Source organism: Sandaracinaceae bacterium (genome assembly GCA_020633055.1).
Lineage (GTDB): Bacteria > Myxococcota_A > Polyangia > Polyangiales > Houyiibacteriaceae > JADJJE01.
The window spans coordinates 91,609-110,835 of the sequence record JACKEJ010000012.1; the positions used below are offsets into that span (position 1 = coordinate 91,609).

Sequence of the window (19,227 nt, forward strand, 5' to 3'; positions counted from 1 at the left end):
TATCAGCGGCCGCGTCGCCTGACGAACGGACGCGGCCACGCCAGCTGCTTGTGCGGCGACTGGTGGCAGGACGTGTGGTCGGCGGTGGTGCCGCCGCGGTCCGCAGGTACACTACGCCGCTGTGACCGAACCAGAAGACGACACGCGTGGATCCTCCGCCGGCGCGCACGCCGAACCTCCCACCGGCGGTCTCCGAGAGACCGCCCCGTCCAACTTGGTCGCCGGGGGTCGAGGAGACGGACACGTGGGCATGTACGCGGCGGCGGCCGGCGTGCTCTCCGCGCTCCCCGTCCCGTTCCTGGACTCGCTGCTGGCGAGCCTCGCCCGGGGCGCGGCCATGCGTCGCGTCGCTCAGCGGCACGGCGTGCGGCTGACGCCAGCGGCGCGTGAGGTGCTCGCGCGCGGTGAGGACTCGTTGCGCACGGAGAAAGGGCTGCGTGTCGTCCGGAGCCTGGTGGGCCGGTTCGTCGCCCCCCTGCGCATCTGGAACCGCGCGGAGGAGGCCTTGGGGGCCTTCTCGGCCGCGGCGTTGCTGGACCACTATCTCACGACGACCGACCGACGCGAAGGCGCTCCGCTGGACGAGGACGAGGCGCGGACCATCCAGCGGGCCATGAAGGGCGCGGCAGGCAAGGGCGCCGCGGACGCGCTGCGTGGGGTCCCGATGTCCACGTTCATCGCGCTCAAGGCCGGGGTGGACGCGGCCACGGCCAACGACCCAGAGGGACGGCCTGCCGTCGAGCGTATGGTGGACGCGCTGCTCGACGCGTTGGCGGACGCCCCGGACGGCGTGTCCGATGCCATCCGTCAACGCTTCGACGAGGCGCTCGCCAGCGATCAGGCCAAGCCGAGGAGCGCGCGATGAGCCAGCCGAAGCTCCCTCCAGCGGACCTCTCGGCCGCGCGCGGATCCCTGCACGAGACCCGTCGCCTGGTGGTCAAGATCGGCAGCCGCTCGCTGATGGCCGACGGAACCAAGCGCTACGAGTCGCTGGCGCGGCAGCTCTCGGCGCAGCGCGCGCTGGGACGCGAACCCGTGCTCGTCTCGAGTGGCGCTGTGGCGGTTGGCCGCTTGCGACTCGGCATGACCGAACGCCCGAAGGCCATCGACAAGCTGCAGGCGGCCGCCGCCACCGGCCAGAGCAGGCTCATGCGCGCCTACGAGGACGCCTTCGAACAACACGGCGTGGATGTGGCCCAGGTGCTCTTCACACACGCCGATCTCGCCGACCGGGACCGCTACCTGAACGCGCGCAGCGCCATCGACGCGCTGCTCGAGCTGAACGTCATCCCCATCATCAACGAGAACGACACGGTCAGCGTGGATGAGCTGCGCTTCTCCGACAACGACCAGCTCGCGGCCATGGTGGCGAACCTGGCTGGTGCCGATCTACTCATCCTCATGACCGACGTGGAGGGCGTGCTCGACTACGCCGGCAAGCGCGTGAGCGTCGCCAGCGACACAACGGACGTCGCCGAGCTCGTGCGTCCGCCCACGGACGACGTGGGACTGGGGGGTATGGCGAGCAAGCTCGAGGCGGCCCGGCGCGCCACTCGCTACGGCGTCCCTGTGGTCATCGGCGACGCGCGTGACCCCGACCTCCTCGAGAAGGTCCTGCGCGGTGAGGACGTCGGCACCTTGATCCTCCCCAAAGGAGCCCCGCTCGCGAGCCGCAAGCACTGGATCGCGTACACCTTGAAGCCCCGCGGGGCCCTGGTGGTGGACCGGGGCGCGGCCAAGGCGCTCTCTGCGGGCAAGGTCAGCCTCTTGCCGCGCGGCGTCGTGGGCGTGCGCGGCGACTTCGAGGCGGGCGACGCAGTGTCCATCCAGGACGTCGACGGCGTGGAGATCGCGCGCGGGCTCGCGCGTTACGGGACCAGCCACGCGGCGCGTCTCGCGGGCGCCAAGAGCAGCGAGATCAGCGACCGGATCGGCCGGCACGACGGTGACGTGCTCGTCCACAAGGACGACATGGTCAACATGGTGGGCGACACGCCCCATACGTAGGGACCGCGTGACGCGTTCCGGCCTTGTCTCGCCCGGGAACGCGTCACGCGGCTTGACGTCGCCTTTCGGGAGCCGAGGTTCCCTGCTACCCCTCGGCGGTTCCATGGCAGAAGACCTCACAGCGCTCGTCACGAGCCTCGCTACGCAGGCCAAGCGAGCGTCGCGAGAGCTTGCCGTGGCCGAGACCACACGCAAGAACATGGTGCTCTTGCGGGCTGCGGCTGCGTTGCGTGGTCCGGAGGGGGACGCTGCTGTCGCCGCGAACCGCGTGGACGTGGAGGAGGCGGTGCGGCAAGGCCTCTCGCCGGCGCTGGTCGACCGACTCACCTTGACCCGGGCGCGCCTCGACGACGTGGCCGAGGGGATCGAAGCGATCGCGGCGCTGCCCGATCCGGTGGGTGACGTGCTCGAGCCGCGGCGGCTGCCGAACGGCCTCGAGACGAGCCGCATGCGCGTGCCCCTCGGGTTGATCGGCATCATCTACGAGGCACGCCCGAACGTCACGGCGGACGCCGCGGCGCTGTGTATCAAGAGCGGCAACGCCGTGCTGCTGCGCGGTGGCTCCGAGGCTTTCCGCACCAACACGGCGATCGCCGCCGTCTTCGGGGCGGCCCTCGAGGCGGAGGGCCTGCCACGAAGCTGCGCCACCCTCCTGCCCACCACGGACCGGGAGGCGACTTCGATCATGATCGGCCTCGACGGTGTGCTCGACCTCGTGATCCCCCGCGGCGGCGAGAGCCTCATGCGCTTCGTGGCCGAGCACGCGCGCGTGCCGGTGATCCACCACGCGAAGGGCATGTGCCACGTGTTCGTCGAGCGTGAGGCGGACCTCGACGTGGCGCTGCGGGTCGCACTCAACGCCAAGACGCAGCGTCCCGGGGTGTGCAACGCGATGGAGACGCTGTTGGTCGACCAAGCGGTCGCCGACGTGTTCCTGCCGCTCCTCGGGGCCGCCATGCGTGACCGTGGCGTCCACATGCACGCGGACGCGCGTGCCCTCGCGCTCCTGGGAAATGGAGCCACGGAGGCTCCCGAGGGCGCGTGGGACAGCGAGTACCTGGCGCTCGAACTCAACGTGGCCGTGGTGGACGATCTCGACGCGGCCATCGCGCACGTCGCTCGCCACGGGAGCCATCATACGGAGAGCATCATCACCCGCAGTGTGGCCAAGGGGCGACGCTGGGTGCGCGAGGTGGACGCCAGCCTCGTGCTGGTGAACGCGTCCACGCGCTTCAACGACGGTTTTCAGCTGGGGTTGGGGGCCGAGATGGGCATCTCCACTTCCAAGCTGCATGCATACGGCCCCATGGGCCTCAATGAGCTGTGCACCACCAAGTGGGTGGGCTACGGTAGTGGTCAGGTTCGACAGTGACATCTCGAGACGAAAATCGGCCCACGGGCGGTCCCCGTGGCGCCCTCGCCAGCACCCCTCGCCCCGCGGCCGACACCGACCGCGAGGGTGAGTCCTCGCGCGCCATGGCGCTGCACATCGCCGCCGCGGGCTTGGACAAGAAGGCCCTGAACGTCGAGATCATCGACGTGCGCGGCAAGGTCGACTACGCGGACTACGTGGTCCTGATGAGCGGTCGCAGCGATCGTCAGGTCGCGGCCATCGCGCAGGGCGTGCAGCGTGACCTACGGACGGATCACGGCGTGCGCTGCCTCGGCGCGGAGGGTCTCCAGCAGGGGCACTGGGCGCTGCTCGACTTCGGCGACGTGGTCGTGCACGTCTTCCACCACGACATGCGTGGCTACTACGATCTGGAGGCGCTCTGGATCGACGCGGCGCGCGTCTCGGTGCCCGGCGCGGAGCGCACGCGCTCCCTCGGCCCGCTGGACGACTTCGACCCGCTCGACGACGGTGACGACGAGTGAGCGCGCGGCGCCCTCGCGCGTGAGGGCCTGCGCGTGAAGGTGCGCATCGTCGCGGTCGGCAAGATCAAGGAGAAGGCCACCCGCGAGCTGCTGCGGGACTACTACGCCCGCATCGATCGCTACGCGCGCTTGGAGGAGGTGGAGCTCAAGGACGGCACCGAGGACGAGGTGCGCGAGCGCTTCGAGCGGGCCATCCCGGACCGGGCGCGCGTCGTGGCGCTCGAGGTGCTGGGCAAGGGCTGGTCCAGCGAGCAGCTCGCGCAGCACCTGGGCCGCTGTGAGGGGGAGGGCGTGCAGAGCGCCGTGTTCTTGATCGGCGGTGCGTACGGGCTGCCGCCGGCCATCTCCCAGCGCGCGGATCTGCAGCTCTCGCTGTCCCCCATGACGCTGCCGCACCGACTGGCCCGCTTGCTGCTCGCCGAGCAGATCTACCGGGGCTTCACCATCCTCCGGAACGAGCCCTACAGCCACTGAACGCCGCGCGCGCCGAGGGGTCGACGGAAACGCAAAAGGCCACCCGGAGGTGGCCTTTCGACATGCACGAAGCGAATCAGCGCTTCGAGTACTGGAACTTCTTGCGCGCGCCCGGCTGACCGGGCTTCTTGCGCTCCTTCTCACGTGCGTCGCGGGTGAGGAAGCCGGCGCGCTTGAGCGGCGGGCGGAGCGCCTCCTCGCTGCCGATGAGGGCGCGCGAGATGCCGTGACGAACGGCCTGGGCCTGCGCGGCGATGCCGCCGCCATGCACGTTGACGCGCACGTCGTACTGGCCAGGGCGCTCGATGACGCCGAAGGGCTGCTCGATGATCATGCGCAGGATGTCGCGCGGAAAGTAGTCCTCGAAGGTGCGGCCGTTGACCGTGACGGTCCCGGTGCCGGGCGAGAGGAACACACGAGCGACAGCGTTCTTGCGCTTGCCGGTGCCGTAGAAGCGGCCGTGGATGATCTTGGCGTTGGACATCTGCGTATCTCGGTCTCGGGTCGCGGATCAAGTTGAAGGGCTGCTGCTGCGCCGTAATGCGCGGTGCGCTGCGCCAGCGGTACACCTTCAGCTTGCGCAGCTGACGGCGACCCAGGCTGGTCTTCGGGAGCATGCCCTTGACCACGCGCTCGACGAAGCGGTCCGGCGCGGTGGCCACCTCTTCACCGAAGGTCCGCGAGGTGAGGCCGCCCAGGGGTGCCCGGAGTGACGGTAGTGAACCGTCTGCTGGCCACCTGGTGCGTGGAGGCGCACCTTCTCCCGCGTTCACGATGACGACGAAGTCACCCACGTCTGCGTGCGGCGTGTAGTCCGGGCGGTGCTTGCCGCGGAGGACGGTGGCCACGCGCGAGGCGAGACGCCCGAGGGGCTGGTCGGTAGCGTCGATGACGTACCAGGTGCGATCGATTTGCGATTCTTTGGCGCTGAGCGTGCGCATGACAAAACCTCTTCCCGGCGGGTCTTCCGCTCTGGGGCGCGTTTAGTAGCCCCTGGGGGCACCGTGTCAAGGCGTGCGAAACCTGGCCCCGTCGGGACGGGGGCTCCACACCGCGATGGAAGGGCTCCAATCGCGAGCGGCGTCTAGCGCAGCTCCCGGACACTCGCCAGCACAATCGCCCCACGCGTCTCCCCGCGGGCTGCCGCGCAGAGTGCCGGGACGGACTGCTGCCAGGGTCGCCCCATGAGCCGCCAGCGAGTCGAGCTCCAAGGGGGAGACGCCCGGGACGGCCATCGAGGGTGCCTGACCTTACGCCGAGCCGCACTGGCTGCTGCGCTGGAGTCTACTAAGGCGCTTCTTCACGCACATCCAGGTCGACGAGCGCTGGAGCGGCGTCGTGCGCGACGCGGCTCGCAAGGGCGTGGTCGTGTACGTCATGCGCTCCCTCTCGCTGCTCGACTTCCTCTGCTTGGATTTCCTGCTGAAGCGCTTCGGGCTGCCGCTCGTGCGCTTCGTGAACGATCTCGGGCTCTGGATCCTCGAGCCGTTCGGGAAGGGCGAGCGCCGCCTGCGGCTGCGGCGGCAGATCCCCGAGCACGCCGCGCTCAACGAGGTGGTAGAGAGTCAGTTCAGCGCGCTGCTCTTCCTACGTCGGCCGCCGCGCCTCGGGAGGCCCAAGCGTCGCGGCGAGGAGCTCGACACGGACCTCATCCGCACGCTGATCGAGACGCAGCGGCGTACGACGCAGCCCATCTTGTTGGTGCCGCAGACGTTCGTGTGGACCAAGCGCCCCCCCCAGGCCCGCCGCGGGCTCTTCGACGGCGTCTTCGGCACGGTCGAGTGGCCCGGCCGCGTGCGGGTCTTGCTGCAGTTCCTGTTCAATTACCGCAACGCGCTCCTGCGCTCGGGCGACCCATTCGACCTCCAGGCGTTCCTGGTGGAGCACCCCGAACTCGAGGACGCCGACCTCGCGGACAAGGTCCGCTACGCCCTCCTGCGCCGCATGGAGCGCGAGCGCACGCTGGTGCTCGGGCCCACCAAGAAGACCCTCGGGCGGATCCAGGACGATCTCCTCCGCAGCCCCCGCATCCGCAAGCACATCGAGTCGGAGGCCAAGGGGTCCGGGCGCTCCATCGCCAAGGTCGAGAAGGAGGCGCGCAAGGAGCTCAGCAAGCTGTGCGCGAACCAGCAGCCCTACGTCGTGGCCCTCTTGGCGCGCTTCCTCGACTGGGTCTGGAACCGCATCTACGACGGCATCGTCATCGACGACGAGGGCATCGAACGCCTGCGCGAGAAGGCGCGCGAGGGCGCCATCGTGCTCCTGCCCAGCCACAAGAGCCACGTCGACTACCTGGTCCTCAGCTCCGTGCTCTACAGCCGCCAGCTGCTGCCCCCGCTCATCGCCGCCGGCGAGAACCTCGGCTTCTTCCCGCTGGGGCCCATCCTGCGGCGCGGCGGCGCTTTCTTCATCAAGCGCAGCTTCCGGGGCAAGAAGCTCTACGCGGCCCTGGTGGACGGCTACATGCGGCGCCTCCTCGTGGAGGGCTTCCCCATCGAGTTCTTCATCGAGGGTGGGCGCTCACGCACGGGCAAGCTGCTCCCGCCGAAGTACGGCCTCCTCTCCATGGTCGTGGACGCGTCGCTGCTGCTGCGCGCGCGCAAGGTGTTCTTCGTGCCCATCTCCATCGGCTACGAGCGCATCATCGAAGAGCGCTCCTACATGCACGAGCTGGGCGGGGGCGAGAAGCAGAAGGAGAACGTCGGGGGCCTCCTGCGGTCGTCCGACATCCTGCGCTCCAAGTACGGGCGGCTGTACGTCCACTTCGGCGAGATCATCTCCTTCGACGACCTGCTCGACGACGCGCTGGCCGAGCCGCTGGCCGACGAGACGGGCGAGTTCGACGCCGAAGCCATCTTGTCGGGCTCCGTCGCCCTCAAGCCCTCGAGCGGTGGGGACGGGGTGGTGCTCGCGTCGCAGCGCGACAGACAGGACCTGAGCCCGCGTGAGCGGCGCGTGATGATCCAGCGGCTGGCGCACTTGGTCACCTACCAGATCGACCGGGTGACGGTGGTCACCCCTGCGGCCCTCGTCGCGATGGCGCTGCTCACCCACAAGCAGCGCGGGATGACGCACGCCGACCTGCTCCACACGGCGGAGTGTCTGCTCTCGGCCCTCGAACGTCAGCACGCGCGCACGGCCGGTCAGCTGCGCGACGAACACGGCACCATCCGCTCCGACACGGTCCACGAGGCCATCGAGCTGTTCCTGGACGGGAAGCTCATCCAGCGCCACGGCGAGGGCGAGCAGGCCATCTACAAGATCCCGAGCGAGCGACGCATCGCGCTCGAGTACTACAACAACAACGTCCTGCACTTCTTCGTGCCCAGCGCGCTCATCGCCTCCGCGCTGATGGTCAGCTCGGGCAAGACCATCACCGTGCAGACGCTGCGCGAGCGCGTGCGGCAGCTCTCGAAGCTCTTCAAGTACGAGTTCCACTTCCGCGCCGACGCGGCCTTCGAGGACATCTTCGAGGACGCGCTGGCGAGCATGGTGGCCCACGAGGAGCTGGTGCTCGACGGGGACGACGTGCGGCCCGCCCCGGGGAGGCCCGGCGCCATCGTGGACATCTACGCGTCCATGCTGCGGTCCTACTTCGAGGCCTACATCCTCGCGCTGCGGAGCTCGGGCGCGCTGCTCGAGCGCGACGAGATCTCGCGCAAAGAATGGTTCAAGCAGGCGCTCGCGACTGGCCAGCGCATGTACCTGGCGGGCGAGATCATCCGCCGCGAGAGCATCTCGAAGCCCAAGCTCGAGACCGCGCTGAAGGCATTGAAGGACTATCAGCTCGTGAAGACGTCGGGTGATGACCTACAACGTGGGCGAGTGCTCACAGACGCCGCCACGCTTCAGGCGCTGGAAAAGAAGCTGTTGCCCTTCCTCAAGTAGGACAATTGTCCAGTCAGCGTGAACGAGTCCTGTTGAGATGGCAACGGGCCTGCTAGTCTCGGTCCGTGTCGCAGAAGAACTGGACCATAGACCCCGAAACCGGGCTCTCGTTCGTTCGCTCCGGCGTGAGGGAGGTCACGACGGAACAGCTGCGCGTCGTGTTCCAACCCATCGTGGCCGTCGACACGCGGCGCACGTTCGCGCACGAGGCGCTCGTCCGCTGCGACGTGCCCATGTTCCAGAGTCCCATCGCGCTGTTCGAGGCGGCCACGAACGAGCAGTGCACGGGGCGCCTCGGGCGACGCATCCGCGAGGTGGTGGTGCGCGACGCGGATGGCGGGCCGATCTTCGTGAACATCCACCCGGAGGAGCTCAGCGAGCGCTGGCTGGTGCGTCCGGACGACCCGCTGTGCTTGTACGAGGGCGAGGTGTTCCTCGAGATCACCGAGGCCGCCGCCTTCGCGTACTTCGAGCTCTGCATGGACGTCCTCCGCGAAGTGCGTGACCGCATGGGAGCGCGCCTCGTCATCGACGACTTCGGAGCGGGGTACAGCAACCTCAAGCGCATCGTCGACCTGCACCCGTCGGTCGTGAAGCTGGACCGCTCCCTCGTGTCCGGGCTCGACCGCGAGCGGCGGCAGCAGATCCTGGTGAAGGGGCTGGTCGACCTGTGCCGGCAGCTCGGCGCCAAGGTGGTGGCCGAGGGCGTCGAGACGGTGGGTGAGCTGCACGCTTGCATCGACGCGGGCGCGCAGTACGTGCAGGGCTACCTGCTGGCCCGGCCGGGCTACCCGCACCCGAGCGTGCGCTGGCCTGCGCCGCCTGCGCCTCTGGGGTAGGCGGCGTCGCACGGACCTCTGCGAGGTGGCGACGCCAACGTGCCTCCCCGCGCTGGCCTGCGCCCATCGCGTCCGTGGGGTAGGGTGGGCCTTCGATGCGCGTTGTCTCCCTCACCTGCTCCAACACCGAGATCGTGTGTGCGCTGGGCGCGGCGCACGTGCTGGTGGGGGTGGACGACCACAGCGACTTCCCCGTGGACGTGGTGGGTCGACTGGCGCGGGTTGGGCCGGACCTGAGCGTGGATGCCCGGGCCGTGGCCGCGCTGCGCCCGGATCTGGTGCTCGCTTCGCTCACCGTGCCGGGTCACGAACGCGTGGTCGCGGCGCTGTTGGCCGAGGGTCTGCCCGTCGAGGTCCTCGAGCCGAAGTCCGTGCTCGATGTGTACCGAGACGTCACGCGCATCGGCGCGCTGCTCGGGCGGGCCTCGCAGGCGGCCGCGCTGGTCGCGTCCATGCAGAGCGTGCTGGACGCGCGACCGGAAGCTGCCGCACCGCCTCGTGTGCTGGTCGAGTGGTGGCCGCGCCCCGTGATCGTGCCCGGGCAGCGCAGCTGGGTCACGCAGCAGCTGCTCGCCGCCGGCGGACTCAACCCGATGGGTGAGCGGCCGGTCGAGTCGTCCCCGATCACCGACGCGGAGGCCGTGGCGCTCGCCCCGGAGGCCGTAGTCATCAGCTGGTGTGGGGTCCCAGCTGCGAAGTACAGGCCAGACGTCGTCCTGCGGCGCGAGGCCTGGCGCGAGCTGGCGGCCGTTCGCGACGGCCACGTCTACTGCGTGCCGGAGGCGTTCTTGGGGCGTCCTGGCCCGCGCCTGGTCGAAGGGGTGCACGCGCTGCGCGAGGTGGTCGCCCGTGTCCGCGCAGGCCGCGGAGCCTCGCCTGCGCGCTGACTTCGCACGACAGGCGCCTGCGCGGTGACGGCACGCGAGGGACGCACCTGCCGTCACCGACCGGCTCAGACGCGGACGGACGCGATGGCGGGGAGCGACTCGAGACGGCGCTTGAGCGCGCTCTCGTGTTGACGGATCTGTTCGAGGCGTACCGCGATGCGTACGTCGCGCATGACCGCGCGCGTCGCGTCGTCGACCTCGCCCAGCGTGGCGAGGGTGGGCACCTTCACGCTGACGAATGCCAGCGACCGCAGCATGGTGGTGAGCTTGCTGGACGCGGCGCGGGAAGCCTCTCGCGCGCCAGCCGCGTCCGACGGCGCTGGCGCGTCGTCGTCGACGGGATCCACATCCCCGCCGTCGAGCACCCAGGTCTCGTCGCACAGGTCTCCCCACACGGCGCGGAACGCGACGAGGCGCTCGTGGCGCGCCTGCTCCGCTCGTTCGCGTTCGAGCGCTCGCTCTGCTGCGCGCGCTGCGTCCTCCGCTGCGAGCAGCCGCTCTTCGTAGGCGCGGGCGCGCTCTCGCGTCACCGCCTCACGCTCGTCGTCGTCCTCACGCCGCACCAGCACCACCGCCAGGTGCGCGTCCACGTCCAGCAGCTTGGCGACGCCTCGATAGGCGTCGTCGTTCGACGCGATGCCGTCACGGTCGGCCACGTAGAAGCGGTCGAGCACGCCCAGGTTGCGACACACCTCGAAGTACAACAGGCGCAAGAGCCGCAGCTCGGCCTCGCGTGCGTCCTGGTGCGCCCGATACGCGCCCACCAGCTTCATGGCGGTGTCGACGGCCTTGGGGGCCGCGCCCAGGACGAACGAGACCGGCTCCATCAATAGAAGTACCGGCTGAGAGACTCGATCACGCAGCCGGGGCGGTCTTCGCCCTCGATCTCGATCGTGATCACCGTGGTGGCCTGCAGGCCCCCCTTCACCTCGATCACCTCTTTGATCTCACCCCGCCCGCGCACGCGCGCGTTCACCTTCACGGGGGCGGGGAAGCGGATCTTGTCGCAGCCGTAGTTGACGCCCATCTTCATGCCCTGCACGTCGAGCAGCTGCGGCAGGAACAGGTTCGACAGCGCGAGCGTCAGGTAGCCGTGCGCGATGGTCGTGCCGAACGGCCCGGTCTTGGCGCGCTCGGGGTCGACGTGGATCCACTGGTGGTCCCCAGTGGCCTCGGCGAACTGGTTGATCCGCTCCTGGGTGATGGTCAGCCAGTCGGTGACCCCCAGGTCGGTCCCGGCTGCGCCCCGCAGGGCATCTTGTGTCGCGAAAACGGTCGGCATGCGGCGGACGATAGCAGCCTCACGCAGACGGTACAGTGCGCTCGCGCGCGCCACGTGATGCGTATGTGTCGACGGTGCGGCGCGTCTGCGGGACCATCCGGCGCGTCCGTCCGGAGCCGCGCGGCGCCCTCGCGGGCCATGGGGTCAGCGGTGGCCGCGCGGTCGTTGCGGGTGGGGCCAAGCGCTGATAAGCCCCGCCGATGGAGTTCTCGACCCTCACCGCGCTCTCTCCCATGGACGGCCGCTACGCCTCGAGCGTGGACGCCCTGCGCCCCTTCCTCAGCGAGTTCGGGCTCATCCACCATCGCGTGCGGGTCGAGGTGCGCTGGCTGCTCTCGCTGGCCGAGAACCCGGGCGTGCCCGAGGTCCCGTCGTTCTCCGCGGCCGCCGTGCAAGTGCTCGAGGGCATCGTCGACCATTTCGGCGAGGACGACGCGCGCCGCGTGAAGGCCATCGAGCGCACCACCAACCACGACGTGAAGGCCGTCGAGTACTTCCTCAAGGAGCGCATCGCCGGGAACGCGGAGCTCGAGGCCGTGACGGAGTTCCTGCACTTCGCGTGCACGTCCGAGGACATCAACAACCTGTCGCACGGCGCCATGCTGACGGGCGCCCGCGACCAGGTGGTCCTGCCCGTCATGGACGAGCTGATCGAGGCCGTGCGCGGCCTGGCGCACCGCTACGCGGACGTCCCGATGCTGAGCCGTACGCACGGGCAGCCGGCCTCGCCGACCACGCTCGGCAAGGAGCTCGCCAACGTGGTCGCGCGCCTGGGGCGGCAGCGGCAGCTGGTGGCCGCGACGCCTCTGCTGGGCAAGATCAACGGCGCCGTGGGCAACTACAACGCCCACCTGAGCGCGTACCCGGACGTCGACTGGGAGGCGCACGCGCGTGCGTTCGTCACCTCGCTCGGGCTCGAGTGGAACGCGTACACCACGCAGATCGAGCCACACGACTACATCGCGGAGCTGTTCGACGCCGTCGCGCGCTTCAACACCATCCTGATCGACTTCGATCGCGACGTGTGGGGCTACATCTCGCTCGGCTACTTTGCCCAGCGCGTCGTGGCGGGCGAGGTCGGCTCGTCGACCATGCCGCACAAGGTGAACCCCATCGACTTCGAGAACTCGGAGGGCAACCTGGGCGTCGCCAACGCCGTGCTCGGGCATCTGGCGTCCAAGCTGCCCGTCTCGCGCTTCCAGCGCGACCTCACCGACAGCACGGTCTTGCGCAACCTGGGCCTCGGCCTCGCCCACTCGCTGCTCGCCTACAAGGCGGCCCTCAAGGGGCTCGGCAAGCTGGACGCGCGCCCGGACCGCATGGCGGCGGACCTGGACGAGAACTGGGAGGTGCTGGCCGAGCCCATCCAGACGGTGATGCGCCGCTACGGCATCGAGAAGCCCTACGAGAAGCTCAAGGAGCTGACGCGTGGCAAGCGCATCAGCGCCGCCGAGGTGGTGGCGTTCGTGAACACCCTGGACATCCCCGACACCGAGAAGGCGCGCCTGTGCGCGCTCACCCCCGCGACGTACGTCGGCAACGCCGCCGATCAGGCCCGCCGCATCTGAGGAGACAGCACATGGTCAGCGACATCTTCGATCCCACCAAGTGGGACGCGGTCCCCGACTTCGCGTTCGAGGACATCACCTACCACCGTGCCAAGGACCAGGGCACGGTGCGCATCGCCATCAACCGGCCCGACGTGCGCAACGCCTTCCGCCCGAAGACGGTCGACGAGCTCTACGAGGCGCTCGACCACGCCCGGCGCTGGAGCGACGTGGGCTGCGTGCTGCTCACCGGGAACGGACCGTCTCCCAAGGACGGTGGCTGGGCCTTCTGCAGCGGCGGCGACCAGCGCATCCGCGGCAAGGACGGCTACAAGTACGAGGGCGCCGAGGCCCACACGGCCGACCCCGCGAAGCTCGGCCGCCTGCACATCCTCGAGGTGCAGCGGATGATCCGCTTCATGCCCAAGATCGTCATCGCGGTGGTCCCGGGCTGGGCCGTCGGTGGCGGGCACTCGCTGCACGTTGTGTGCGACATGACGCTTGCCAGCGCGGAGCACGCGGTCTTCAAGCAGACCGACCCGGACGTGGGCAGCTTCGACGGCGGCTTCGGGTCCGCCCTGCTCGCGCGCCAGGTCGGGCAGAAGAAGGCCCGCGAGCTGTTCATGATCGGCATCAACTACACGGCCGAAGAGGGCGCCGCGATGGGCATGGTCAACAAGGTCGTGCCGCACGCGCAGCTCGAAGAGGTCGCGCTCGAGTGGGCGCGCATCATCAACGGCAAGAGCCCCACGGCCATGCGGATGCTGAAGTACGCGTTCAACATGATCGACGACGGGATGGTCGGGCAGCAGCTCTTCGCGGGTGAGGCCACGCGCTTGGCGTACATGACGGACGAGGCCATCGAGGGCCGCGACGCGTTCTTGGAGAAGCGCCCGCAGGACTACTCCAAGTTCCCCTGGCACTACTGAGCGGAGCACGCTCGCCCCGAGCGCAGGCGCGGGGCGAGCCCAGACCAGCGGCGCTCAGAATACGCCGTTGGTGATCTCGAGCTCGAACGGGTCGCAGGAGGGCGCCGAGGTGTCCGCCCAGGTGACCCGCACCATGAAGTCCTGCGTGTCGGAGCCACACGAGTTCTGCGTGCTGCTGTTGTTGGTGCACGGGCACTGTCCGACGCGCCCCGCCCCGTTGGCGTCCACGGCGAAATTGGAGTCCACGTAGCCCGTGTTGCCATCGCAGAGCACCGTCCCGCAGCCGCGGTACAGGTTGAAGCGATAGCGGTTGCCGGGGTTCTGCACGAACCGCACCCGCACGTGGAAGTTGTCGCACGTCGTGTCTGGGGAGTCCGTCGCTGTGAACCGGTACCAAACCTCGCGACCCGCAGGGAGGGCGTTGTCGAGGACCGTGACCGTCTGCCCCGCGCCCGCGTCGGAGACCGAGCCCACGCTGATGGCCGCGCCGCAGGTCGCGCCGGTGTTCAGTGCTGGCGCCGCGCTGCACTCGCACGCGTTCCCCGGGTCACCGTCGAAGTTGTAGAGGCCGTAGGGGCAGCAGACCGAAGCCATGCACACGTCGCCCGCGGCGTCTGCAGCGCACAGCACCTCAGGGTCGCCTTCGTCGACCGTGCCGGAGCAGTTGTCGTCCAGTAGGCCGCACACCTCGGTGGCGCCAGGGTTCACGCCGGGGTCGGCCTCGTTGCAGTCGGTCGCGGCGGGGTAGGTGTCCCCGTCCACGTCCACGTCGTCGGGCACGCAGTGCAACCCTGTGCAGGTGGACCCGCTGGGGCACGTGGCCGACGTGAAACAGCGGGCGTACTCAGTGCACGTCCCTGCCACACACCTGAAGAAGGGCACGTCACACACCACCCCTTCGCACCCAGCGCCGAGGTCGGGCAGCGTACCCAGGTCGACGCCCGCGTCGTGTCCCATGTCTTCTGTCCCGGTGTCGGGCCCGGCGTCCGCGACGGTCGCATCAGAGCCACCGTCAGTCGTCGTGCCGCCCGAGGTACCACAGCCAGCTGGAGCCAAGACAAGAGAGCAAGCGAGCGCGACCCAGGTCGCGGCGCTGCGGGGAGAGAGCGTCTGCGTGAGCATCTCCCCCATTGATACTCGGATTGTCCGACGATCGCCAGCGCGTGTAGCGTTTCATCCCCATCCGTGGATGGCTCCGCGGAGGGCTCGCAGCGCGCACAGCGTCCCTCCGGGGTGTCTACGGAGACCGCGGGTTTCGGTTTGGGGGCGGGCGCCCCTCGGCGGCGGCCGACAAGAACAGGAGCGCGCGCTCCTGGTGGCGAGTCAGGCTCCGGGACACCAGCCCCGCGAAGAACGGCCCGTGCGGCCGCGGTATCGTGCCTTCCTCTCGCCATGTCACGCGGGTCCTGTCGGGCGCGAGCGCTTCGTACCGCACGGACCCCCGTGAGCGGACGCCGTTGGGCAGCGCCTGCGTCCACTCGACGCCGCGGTCCGGGTCCTCGGCGTCGACGCGCAGCGACCCAGCCCCCACCAGCTCTCCCTCGAAGCGCGACGCTGCGCCCACGCCCGCGTCGGGCCCCTCGTAGGTACGCTGCAACGACGGATCCACGCCGTCGTCCCACCCGATCCAGGTCGCATGCTGGCGGGGAGACGCGACGAAGGCGTGGACGGCCTGACGCGGCGCGGCGATGATCACGCTGGCGCTCGCCTGGAAGTGATTGTCCAACGTCATGCCGGCGATGCCCGCGCCTACGGCGACCAGCACGAGAGCGCCCAGCAGGACGCTCACGAGGCGACCGAGGGGCGACACACTTGCGCTCATGGACGTGACCATAGCTCAATCGCCATGGTGCGGCCCCGCTGGAACGCAGCCTCGAGTGTTCGTGCGTAGCCACCCCGAGGCGCCTGCAAGAGGGTGCCCGCCGTCAGCGCGCCGACCGCCGCGATGACGCATGCGAGCCCCGGGCGGTGCCGCATCGCAGGCCCCCGCGGGAAGCGCACCTCCTGAACGCGCCCAGCCTCGACGTCTACGAGCAGCACGCCTTGGACGTCGAAGGCCACCGAGTACTCCAGTAGCTGACGTCGTGTGGGCGCGTGGGCGAGGGACGGCGCCCGAGCCCCGGTCTTGACCTCGGCGACGTATCGTCTGCCTCGTCGGGAGACCAGGTAGTCGGCCCGCAGAGGCACGGCGAACCCCATGCCCGACAGGGTGGGGTGGTAGGTGACGGAGAGCTGTGCATCGTGGACACGGTAGCCATGGGCGGCCAGGAGCGAGGCTGCGCGCCGCTCGCCGCGCAGGGCGCGCCGTGCTCGGCTTCGCGCGCGCACGCTGCGGACCAGCGTCCTGACGGACAGCGCGATCGCGACTGCGAACGCCACCAACAGCGCGCCGAGGAGGAGCGGCACCAACCAGGTTTGAGTGGCGTGGGCGAGTGGCGAATTCATGATTTCGTACGCATACCACGACTGTGTGACGTCTTCGTTCTCCTGGTGAACTCAAACGCTGTACAACGCGCGAAAATCAATTGCTATATCTGTCGCGCTGAGCCCGCGCCGCATGGGTTCCATCGTAGCGAAAGCACCTACAAATGCGGGTTGTGGATAAGTTGTGGATACGCGTTCGCGAGGGCCTCTGTGAGAAAAAACGTGGGCTCATGTCGAATTGTGTTGACGGTCTCCTGTTCGTTCTGGCACCTTGACTGTTGGAAGGTCGCGAAATACGAGGCCGCTGATTTCGGTCGGCGGTCAAATCGCGGAGCTTGAAAATCGAATACGAGTTGCAGACATCTCTCCACAGGTTGTCTACACGTGGACGTGGCGAAGCAGTTCCTCTGGAATTGGCGGGACGCGTCATGGGCACTTCGTGTGCTCACGTTCGACACCCCGCGTCGTGGTGCGCGCCTTCGGGCGAGTCCACCGCGGTCGCCTGACGCTAGTCGTCAGCGCGGGGAGAGCATGGCAAGTGCAGGTCGCAGGACCGCCGCCCGCTAAACCCGGGCGAACGGAGCGGCGACTGAGCACGTGGTCGGGTGAAACACCCTGGCCACCACAGCGAACCCACTTTCATCTGCGGGTCCTAGGCGCCCGTGGAGGACGGCTCACGCACCGGCTTCGGCCAACGCATGGGCCACGGCTCACGCACCGGCTTCGGCCAACGCGTGTGCCCGAGGGCGCTCACCAGCTTCGGCTGGCGTGTGACCTCCGGAGTCGGACCGAGCCCTGGTTCGGTCCATCGTCGAGGCCTCGGTCTCGGCCACTCCACCGAAAGTGACGCCCGAGCGGCCGTTCTACATGGACGCCGCACGACAAAGCGTCGGAGGGAGCTGTGGCACTCGACAAGCAACGCGCGTAGTGCGCCAGCGGGAAACCGTGCGCGCACGCCGTCGGACTCTTCGTTAAGTCGTGGATCCGGCAGTGACTTTCCACCGACGGGGTGGTCTCTTGCAATCGCTCGAGACCACCCCGTTTTTTTTGTTTCGAGCGGTGACCGCCACGTTTCTGTGCGCGCTCCCGCCCTCGTCGTCGGGGCCGCATCGGCGTGCGCTCGATGGGCCGTCCGGCACCCTCTCCCAGCTGGGGGGCGCGACGTCAGAACCAGACCTGCACGTAGCAGCTCGGACGGCGGTCCTCCCGGTCCAGCGGCACGAACGAGCCCACGGCCCCAAAGCGCTCACCGCTGCGGAGCGCCTGGACCATCACCTCCACGCGCTCCCCGGCGAAGCATGGCTTCCGGTAAGCGATCTCGAGGTCGCGGAGCTGGAGATCGCCCGTCGCGACGCCCAGGTCGTGCAGGCGCTCGAGCGCCATCTCCTCGAAGAGCGCTGGATACACCAGCGAGTTGACGTGGCGATTGCTGTCCGTGTGGGTGAGACCGAACAGCACGCGGCGCGCTAGGCGCGGCTCGCGGTCGAGGCGCCGCGCGTCGTCAGGCGGGATGACCAGGCGCGCTGGGACACGCCACGTGGCGCGTGGACCTGGGACGCTCGGGAGCCCGCAGCCCTCTGGCAGCGACATGACCCGCCGGTCCTTGGGAGCCCCGAACGGGCGGGTGAAGACGTGCTCCGCCTCGACCGCGCCGAGCGCCACGGGGTCTCCGGCGTTGGGCGGAGGCTCCCCGTGCGTATGTCCGACCTTGCCCGACAGTGAGGCGAAGATGGTGAAGAGGATGCGGTTGGCGGTGTCGTTGTCATCCGCTGTGTGGGACCAGGTGAACGCTCCGTGGCCCTCCACCGGGTCGCTCACCGAGATCGGGCCGGTGCCGCACCGCATGCGGAAGCGGGTGAGAATGGCCAGGGTCCCATGCTCGCGCGCCAGTCGCTCCATGGGCGCCCCCGGCTGCATGACGTGGTCCCAGCCGCACCGCTCCAGGGCCAGCGGGAGCGCGGTGAACTTCAGCGCACCCGTCTGGTCGACGTCGGCGTAGCGGAGGGGGAACGCGGCCCGGGTGCGCTGCGCTTCCGGGACGTCGGGGACGGGGAGGGGACTCTGGAGCACGCCCTGATCTAGCGCGATGTGCGCACGGGGCACGCCAAGGCCGTCGTTTTCGAAACCGCGCCGTCGCCGACGCGATAAGCGCGCCATGCCACCGATGACGCTGCCGCCGCCCGAGCTGCTCCTGCCGCTCGACCCCAGCTACCCAACCGAGCTCCGGGCGCTGCCGGACCATGGGCCCGTGCGCGTCTCGGGACGCCTCCCGTCGCTCGACCGCGCTGTGGCCATCGTCGGGACTCGGCGCGCCTCCCCGGAGGCGCTGGACTTCACGTTCGGGCTCGCGCAGGAGCTGGCGGAGGCGGGGTGCGTCATCATCTCGGGTGGCGCCCTCGGCGTCGATGCTGCCGCCCACCGTGGGGCGCTGCTGGGCTCTGGCCGGACGGTCGCGGTGCTCGCGAGCGGCTTGATCACGCCCTACCCACCCAGCCACGGCCCGCTGTTCGAAAAAATTTCGAAGCACGGCGCCCTGGTCACCGAGGCACCCGACGACGCTGTCATGGCCGGCTTCCGCTTCCTGCATCGCAACCGGCTCATCGCCGCCCTCGCGCGCGCGACGATCGTCGTCCAAGCCCCGCGGCGCTCCGGGACGCTGTCCACGGCGGCCTTCGCCGCGAAGCTCGGACGCCCCGTCTGGGTGGTCCCGGCGGCGCCATGGGAACGACGCGCGGAGGGGGGTCTCGGGCTCCTGCTCGGGGGGGCGAGGATTTGCACATCGGCCGGAGATGTCTTATCGGTCATCGCTCCGGAGACCCGCAGAGTGCGGTGCCGGAGCGTCTCTTCGCGCCAAAAACCCAACAATCTCGACAGGATCGACGACACGGCGCGCTCCGCCCTCGATGCGCTCGGGGGTCAGGGCCGCACGCTCGACGAGCTCTGCAAGGCGACCGGATGGTCGGCGCCCAAGGCCCTCAGCGTGCTGACGGCCCTCGAGATGGAAGGCTGGATCGAAGGACGCAGTGGCGGCCGGTATGGAATCGTCGGCCCCCACAGACGCCCCAAGTAAGGAAG

At 69.3% G+C, this 19,227-nt stretch carries 18 protein-coding genes and 1 pseudogene; 11 read left to right on the forward strand and 8 right to left on the reverse strand.

Annotated elements, in window-relative coordinates; all coding sequences use genetic code 11:
* Window positions 1-121: 121 nt before the first annotated feature.
* The 5 genes from H6726_26800 (at window position 122) to H6726_26820 (ending at window position 4,356) form a co-directional block, all read left to right on the forward strand.
* Window positions 122-865, forward strand: a complete 744-nt coding sequence (locus tag H6726_26800; protein ID MCB9661287.1) for a hypothetical protein — start codon at window positions 122-124, stop codon at window positions 863-865.
* Window positions 862-2,007: a glutamate 5-kinase gene (proB, locus tag H6726_26805; GenBank protein ID MCB9661288.1), complete on the forward strand. Its 1,146-nt coding sequence runs from the start codon at window positions 862-864 to the stop codon at window positions 2,005-2,007. Before H6726_26800 ends, proB begins: the two co-directional genes overlap by 4 nt.
* A gap of 103 nt (window positions 2,008-2,110) precedes the next feature.
* Entirely contained in the window at window positions 2,111-3,379 is a 1,269-nt protein-coding gene (locus H6726_26810) for a glutamate-5-semialdehyde dehydrogenase (protein MCB9661289.1), read from the forward strand.
* Between the two features lie 104 nt (window positions 3,380-3,483).
* Window positions 3,484-3,882, forward strand: a complete 399-nt coding sequence (gene rsfS, locus H6726_26815; protein MCB9661290.1) for a ribosome silencing factor — start codon at window positions 3,484-3,486, stop codon at window positions 3,880-3,882.
* A gap of 33 nt (window positions 3,883-3,915) precedes the next feature.
* The gene (locus H6726_26820) at window positions 3,916-4,356 is read left to right on the forward strand and encodes a 23S rRNA (pseudouridine(1915)-N(3))-methyltransferase RlmH (protein ID MCB9661291.1); all 441 of its coding nucleotides are present in this window, start codon (window positions 3,916-3,918) and stop codon (window positions 4,354-4,356) included.
* Between the two features lie 76 nt (window positions 4,357-4,432).
* Here H6726_26820 and rpsI read toward each other — a convergent pair whose 3' ends face one another.
* Window positions 4,433-4,825 carry a 30S ribosomal protein S9 gene (gene rpsI / locus H6726_26825; GenBank protein ID MCB9661292.1) on the reverse strand — a complete coding sequence of 131 codons (393 nt, stop codon included), beginning with the start codon at window positions 4,823-4,825 and terminating at the stop codon, window positions 4,433-4,435.
* 58 nt (window positions 4,826-4,883) lie between these two features.
* Window positions 4,884-5,297, reverse strand: a pseudogene (rplM, locus tag H6726_26830) (50S ribosomal protein L13).
* Between the two features lie 397 nt (window positions 5,298-5,694).
* On the opposite strand from rplM, the gene H6726_26835 reads away from it, so the two are divergent.
* From H6726_26835 to H6726_26845, 3 genes are all read left to right on the forward strand, one after another.
* A complete protein-coding gene (locus H6726_26835; GenBank protein ID MCB9661293.1) occupies window positions 5,695-8,244 on the forward strand; it encodes a 1-acyl-sn-glycerol-3-phosphate acyltransferase in 2,550 nt (849 codons plus the stop codon).
* Between the two features lie 65 nt (window positions 8,245-8,309).
* Complete coding sequence (locus H6726_26840; protein ID MCB9661294.1) at window positions 8,310-9,083, forward strand: EAL domain-containing protein; 774 nt, start codon at window positions 8,310-8,312, stop codon at window positions 9,081-9,083.
* A 95-nt stretch (window positions 9,084-9,178) separates the two neighbouring features.
* On the forward strand, window positions 9,179-9,970 hold the full coding sequence (locus H6726_26845) for an ABC transporter substrate-binding protein (protein ID MCB9661295.1): 792 nt from the start codon (window positions 9,179-9,181) through the stop codon (window positions 9,968-9,970).
* Window positions 9,971-10,035: 65 nt separating this feature from the next.
* On the opposite strand, the gene H6726_26850 is transcribed toward H6726_26845, so the two are convergent.
* On the reverse strand, window positions 10,036-10,797 hold the full coding sequence (locus H6726_26850) for a hypothetical protein (GenBank protein MCB9661296.1): 762 nt from the start codon (window positions 10,795-10,797) through the stop codon (window positions 10,036-10,038).
* Window positions 10,797-11,252, reverse strand: a complete 456-nt coding sequence (locus H6726_26855) for a MaoC family dehydratase (protein MCB9661297.1) — start codon at window positions 11,250-11,252, stop codon at window positions 10,797-10,799. Before H6726_26855 ends, H6726_26850 begins: the two co-directional genes overlap by 1 nt.
* Before the next feature lie 200 nt (window positions 11,253-11,452).
* Here H6726_26855 and purB point away from each other — a divergent pair, with 200 nt between their 5' ends.
* Both purB and H6726_26865 read left to right on the forward strand, forming a co-directional pair.
* Complete coding sequence (gene purB / locus H6726_26860) at window positions 11,453-12,820, forward strand: adenylosuccinate lyase (GenBank protein MCB9661298.1); 1,368 nt, start codon at window positions 11,453-11,455, stop codon at window positions 12,818-12,820.
* An 11-nt stretch (window positions 12,821-12,831) separates the two neighbouring features.
* A complete protein-coding gene (locus tag H6726_26865) occupies window positions 12,832-13,728 on the forward strand; it encodes a 1,4-dihydroxy-2-naphthoyl-CoA synthase (GenBank protein ID MCB9661299.1) in 897 nt (298 codons plus the stop codon).
* A gap of 54 nt (window positions 13,729-13,782) precedes the next feature.
* Here H6726_26865 and H6726_26870 read toward each other — a convergent pair whose 3' ends face one another.
* The 4 genes from H6726_26870 to H6726_26885 form a co-directional block, all read right to left on the reverse strand.
* A complete protein-coding gene (locus tag H6726_26870; GenBank protein MCB9661300.1) occupies window positions 13,783-14,685 on the reverse strand; it encodes a hypothetical protein in 903 nt (300 codons plus the stop codon).
* Window positions 14,686-14,965: 280 nt separating this feature from the next.
* Window positions 14,966-15,550 (reverse strand): SRPBCC family protein, encoded by a 585-nt coding sequence (locus tag H6726_26875; GenBank protein MCB9661301.1) that lies wholly within the window; start codon window positions 15,548-15,550, stop codon window positions 14,966-14,968.
* The gene (locus H6726_26880; GenBank protein ID MCB9661302.1) at window positions 15,547-16,173 is read right to left on the reverse strand and encodes a hypothetical protein; all 627 of its coding nucleotides are present in this window, start codon (window positions 16,171-16,173) and stop codon (window positions 15,547-15,549) included. The genes H6726_26875 and H6726_26880 overlap by 4 nt, the downstream gene beginning before the upstream one ends.
* 1,143 nt (window positions 16,174-17,316) lie before the next feature.
* Window positions 17,317-18,222, reverse strand: a complete 906-nt coding sequence (locus H6726_26885) for an acyl-CoA thioesterase (protein MCB9661303.1) — start codon at window positions 18,220-18,222, stop codon at window positions 17,317-17,319.
* Window positions 18,223-18,307: 85 nt separating this feature from the next.
* Here H6726_26885 and H6726_26890 point away from each other — a divergent pair, with 85 nt between their 5' ends.
* Window positions 18,308-19,222, forward strand: coding sequence for a DNA-protecting protein DprA (locus tag H6726_26890; GenBank protein MCB9661304.1), 915 nt, complete (start codon window positions 18,308-18,310; stop codon window positions 19,220-19,222).
* Window positions 19,223-19,227 lie beyond the last annotated feature (5 nt).

Excerpts from the sequence above, each read along its gene's own strand:
- proB (MCB9661288.1), top strand. The coding sequence starts at position 862 with ATGAGCCAGCCGAAGCTCCCTCCAGCGGACCTCTCGGCCGCGCGCGGA.
- H6726_26810 (MCB9661289.1), top strand. The coding sequence starts at position 2,111 with ATGGCAGAAGACCTCACAGCGCTCGTCACGAGCCTCGCTACGCAGGCC.
- rsfS (MCB9661290.1), top strand. The coding sequence starts at position 3,484 with ATGGCGCTGCACATCGCCGCCGCGGGCTTGGACAAGAAGGCCCTGAAC.
- H6726_26845 (MCB9661295.1), top strand. The coding sequence starts at position 9,179 with ATGCGCGTTGTCTCCCTCACCTGCTCCAACACCGAGATCGTGTGTGCG.
- H6726_26850 (MCB9661296.1), bottom strand. The coding sequence starts at position 10,797 with ATGGAGCCGGTCTCGTTCGTCCTGGGCGCGGCCCCCAAGGCCGTCGAC.
- H6726_26855 (MCB9661297.1), bottom strand. The coding sequence starts at position 11,252 with ATGCCGACCGTTTTCGCGACACAAGATGCCCTGCGGGGCGCAGCCGGG.
- purB (MCB9661298.1), top strand. The coding sequence starts at position 11,453 with ATGGAGTTCTCGACCCTCACCGCGCTCTCTCCCATGGACGGCCGCTAC.
- H6726_26865 (MCB9661299.1), top strand. The coding sequence starts at position 12,832 with ATGGTCAGCGACATCTTCGATCCCACCAAGTGGGACGCGGTCCCCGAC.
- H6726_26870 (MCB9661300.1), bottom strand. The coding sequence starts at position 14,685 with ATGGGACACGACGCGGGCGTCGACCTGGGTACGCTGCCCGACCTCGGC.
- H6726_26875 (MCB9661301.1), bottom strand. The coding sequence starts at position 15,550 with ATGAGCGCAAGTGTGTCGCCCCTCGGTCGCCTCGTGAGCGTCCTGCTG.
- H6726_26880 (MCB9661302.1), bottom strand. The coding sequence starts at position 16,173 with ATGAATTCGCCACTCGCCCACGCCACTCAAACCTGGTTGGTGCCGCTC.
- H6726_26890 (MCB9661304.1), top strand. The coding sequence starts at position 18,308 with ATGCCACCGATGACGCTGCCGCCGCCCGAGCTGCTCCTGCCGCTCGAC.